The sequence below is a fragment of the Thioalkalivibrio versutus genome, assembly GCF_001999325.1.
Lineage (GTDB): Bacteria > Pseudomonadota > Gammaproteobacteria > Ectothiorhodospirales > Ectothiorhodospiraceae > Thioalkalivibrio > Thioalkalivibrio versutus.
In genome coordinates, this window is sequence record NZ_MVAR01000056.1 from 1 (window position 1) to 2,752 (window position 2,752).

The following is a 2,752-nucleotide window of genomic DNA, read 5'->3' on the forward strand; positions in this document are numbered from 1 at the left end:
GCCTGAGCCCCGGGCCGGGGCGCGGGGCCCCGGCCCGGGGCTCAGGCCTTGCCCTGGAGCTGCGGGATGACGGCCTCGTTCTCCAGCGTGGAGGTGTCGGAGGTGATCTCCTCGCCCTTGGCGATGGAGCGCAGCAGGCGGCGCATGATCTTGCCGGAGCGGGTCTTGGGCAGGCCGTCGGCAAAGCGGATGTCGTCCGGCTTGGCGATCGGGCCGATCTGGTCGGCGACCCAGTTGCGCAGTTCCTTGACCATCTCCTCGGCCTCGTCGCCGGTCAGGCGATCGCCCTGCAGGATCACGAAGGCGACGATGGCCTCGCCCTTCACGTCATGCGGGCGGCCGACCACGGCGGCCTCGGCGACCGCCTTGTGCGCGACCAGAGCGGATTCGACCTCCATGGTGCCCATGCGGTGGCCGGAGACGTTCAGCACGTCATCGATGCGCCCCATGATCCAGAAGTTGCCCTCGGAGTCGCGGCGCGCGGAGTCGCCGGCCAGGTAGTACTTGCCGCCGAACTTCGGCCAGTAGGTGTCCTTGTAGCGCTGGTCGTCGCCCCAGACGGTGCGCAGCATATGCGGCCAGGGCTTCTTGATGACCAGGTAGCCGCCCTCGTCGGCGCCCAGGCTCTTGCCGTCCTCGTCCACCACGTCGGCGGCAATGCCGGGCAGGGCCTGGGTGCAGGAGCCGGGGACCAGCGTGGTCGCGCCCGGGATCGGGGCGATCATGTTGGCGCCGGTCTCGGTCTGCCACCAGGTATCGACGATCGGGCAGCGCTCTTCGCCGACGGTGGTGTAGTACCACATCCAGGCCTCGGGGTTGATCGGTTCGCCGACCGTGCCCAGAAGGCGCAGCTTGGACAGGTCGTACTGCTTGGGCAGGTCCGGTCCGGCCTTCATCAGCGCGCGGATGGCGGTGGGGGCGGTGTAGAACACGGTCACGCCGTGGTCCTGGCACATCTTCCACCAGCGCCCGGCGTCGGGGACGGTGGGGGTGCCCTCGTAAACCACCTGGGTGGCACCCACGGCCAGCGGGCCATAGGCGACATAGGTGTGGCCGGTGATCCAGCCGACATCCGCGGTGCACCAGTAGACGTCGTCGCCCTGCAGGTCGAACACCCACTCGTTGGTGACAATCGCGCCCAGCAGGTAGCCGGCACTGGAGTGCTGGATGCCCTTGGGCTTGCCGGTGGAGCCGGAGGTGTAGAGCAGGAACAACGGGTGCTCGGCCTCCACCCATTCCGGCTCGCAGTCGACGGATTCGCCGTCCACGGCGTCTTCCCACCAGACGTCGCGGTCGGCGTGCATGGTCACGTCGTTGCCGGCCCGCTTGCAGACGACCACTTTCTCGACGTCGCCCGGGTTGGAGTCCAGCGCCTTGTCGACGTTGGCCTTGAGCCCCACGACCTTGCCGCCGCGCTCGCCGCCGTCGGCGGTGATCACGACCTTGGAGCCGGAGTCCACCACGCGGTCCCGCAGGGCGTCCGCGGAGAAGCCACCGAACACCACCGAGTGGATCGCGCCGATGCGGGCACAGGCCTGCATGGCGATCACGGCCTCGGCGTTCATCGGCATGTAGATGATGACGCGGTCGCCCTTCACCACGCCCATGCCCTTGAGGGCGTTGGCGAGCTTGCCGACCTCGTTGTAGAGGTCACGGTAGGTGAGGTGGCGGGTGTCGCCGTTCTCCGCCTCGAAGACGATCGCGGTCTTGTTGCCGCGGACTTCCAGGTGGCGATCGATGCAGTTGTAGGAGACGTTCATGCGCCCGTCGGCGAACCACTGGTAATGCGGCGCCTTGGACTCGTCGAGACCCTGGGTGAACTCGGTCTGCCAGTCGATCTTCTCGCGCGCGAGATCGCACCAGAAGCCCTCGTAGTCGGCCTCGGCCTTCTGGTGCAGGGCCTCGAGATCGGCCGGCTTCAGGCGGGCGTTTTCGGTGAACTCCGCCGACGGCGCAAAGTGGCGCGTCTCGGTGAGGGTGGACTCGATGTTGTCACTCATCAGGGCCTCCAGATCGGTTTTTGGTATGGGGTATGGGAGTGGCCAACCGCCAGCCCCTTTGGTGGGTGCGAGGATAGCATGCGAACCGGGCGCTGGCCGCGCTTACCAGAGCCACGCGGGGCGGAACAGCACGCGCCCCAGTGGCAGTTTTCCGTCCGGCGATTGCCGGCTCAGCAGCGCGGCGAACAGTTCGCCCGCGGCGATGGCGTCGAACAACGCGTCGTGCGCGCGATAGGCCGGCAGGTTGTAGCGCGCGCGCAGGGTATGCAGGCGCAGCCCGTGGGCCGGGATCGGCTGGCCGGCGCGGCGCAGGGCCGTCTCCGCCAAGCGCAGCGTGTCCACGATGGCCAGCGGGGCGCTTACGCCATACAGGCGCTGGCAGGCCTGCTCAAGGAAGCCGATCTCCAGGGCCGCGTGGTGCGCCACCATGACGCGCCCGGCGAGCGCGTGGAACAGGGCGTTCAGGGCCTCGTCCAGCGGTACCCCGCTGGCGGCGCGCTGATCGGTGATGCGGTGGATGACGGCGCTGGCCTCCGGCACGGGCCCTTCCGCGCGCACCAGGCGCTGGTCCGCAGTGGCGAGGTCGATGCGCGGGCCCTCCATTGCCACCCAGCCCATGCTCAGGATGCGGTCGTGTTCCGGGTCCAGGCCGGTGGTTTCCAGATCCACTGCGAGAAAGCGGCTGGCGGCCACCGGCTGGCCGGCGGGCGGCATGGGGGCCTCGAGGAGCTCGCGCAGCGGGCCCGGCGGGG

Annotated in this window: 2 protein-coding genes; both read right to left on the reverse strand. The window is 69.1% G+C overall.

The window, feature by feature from the left end:
- Positions 1 to 41: 41 nt before the first annotated feature.
- Positions 42 to 2,000 carry an acetate--CoA ligase gene (gene acs, locus B0684_RS13635; protein WP_018650387.1) on the reverse strand — a complete coding sequence of 653 codons (1,959 nt, stop codon included), beginning with the start codon at positions 1,998 to 2,000 and terminating at the stop codon, positions 42 to 44.
- Between the two features lie 102 nt (positions 2,001 to 2,102).
- The coding region (locus tag B0684_RS13640; RefSeq protein ID WP_332881464.1) for a 3'-5' exonuclease at positions 2,103 to 2,752 on the reverse strand (650 nt) is incomplete at its 5' end.

Bases quoted from the DNA above. Each gene is read 5' to 3' on its own strand.
- acs (WP_018650387.1), bottom strand. From the start codon at position 2,000: ATGAGTGACAACATCGAGTCCACCCTCACCGAGACGCGCCACTTTGCG.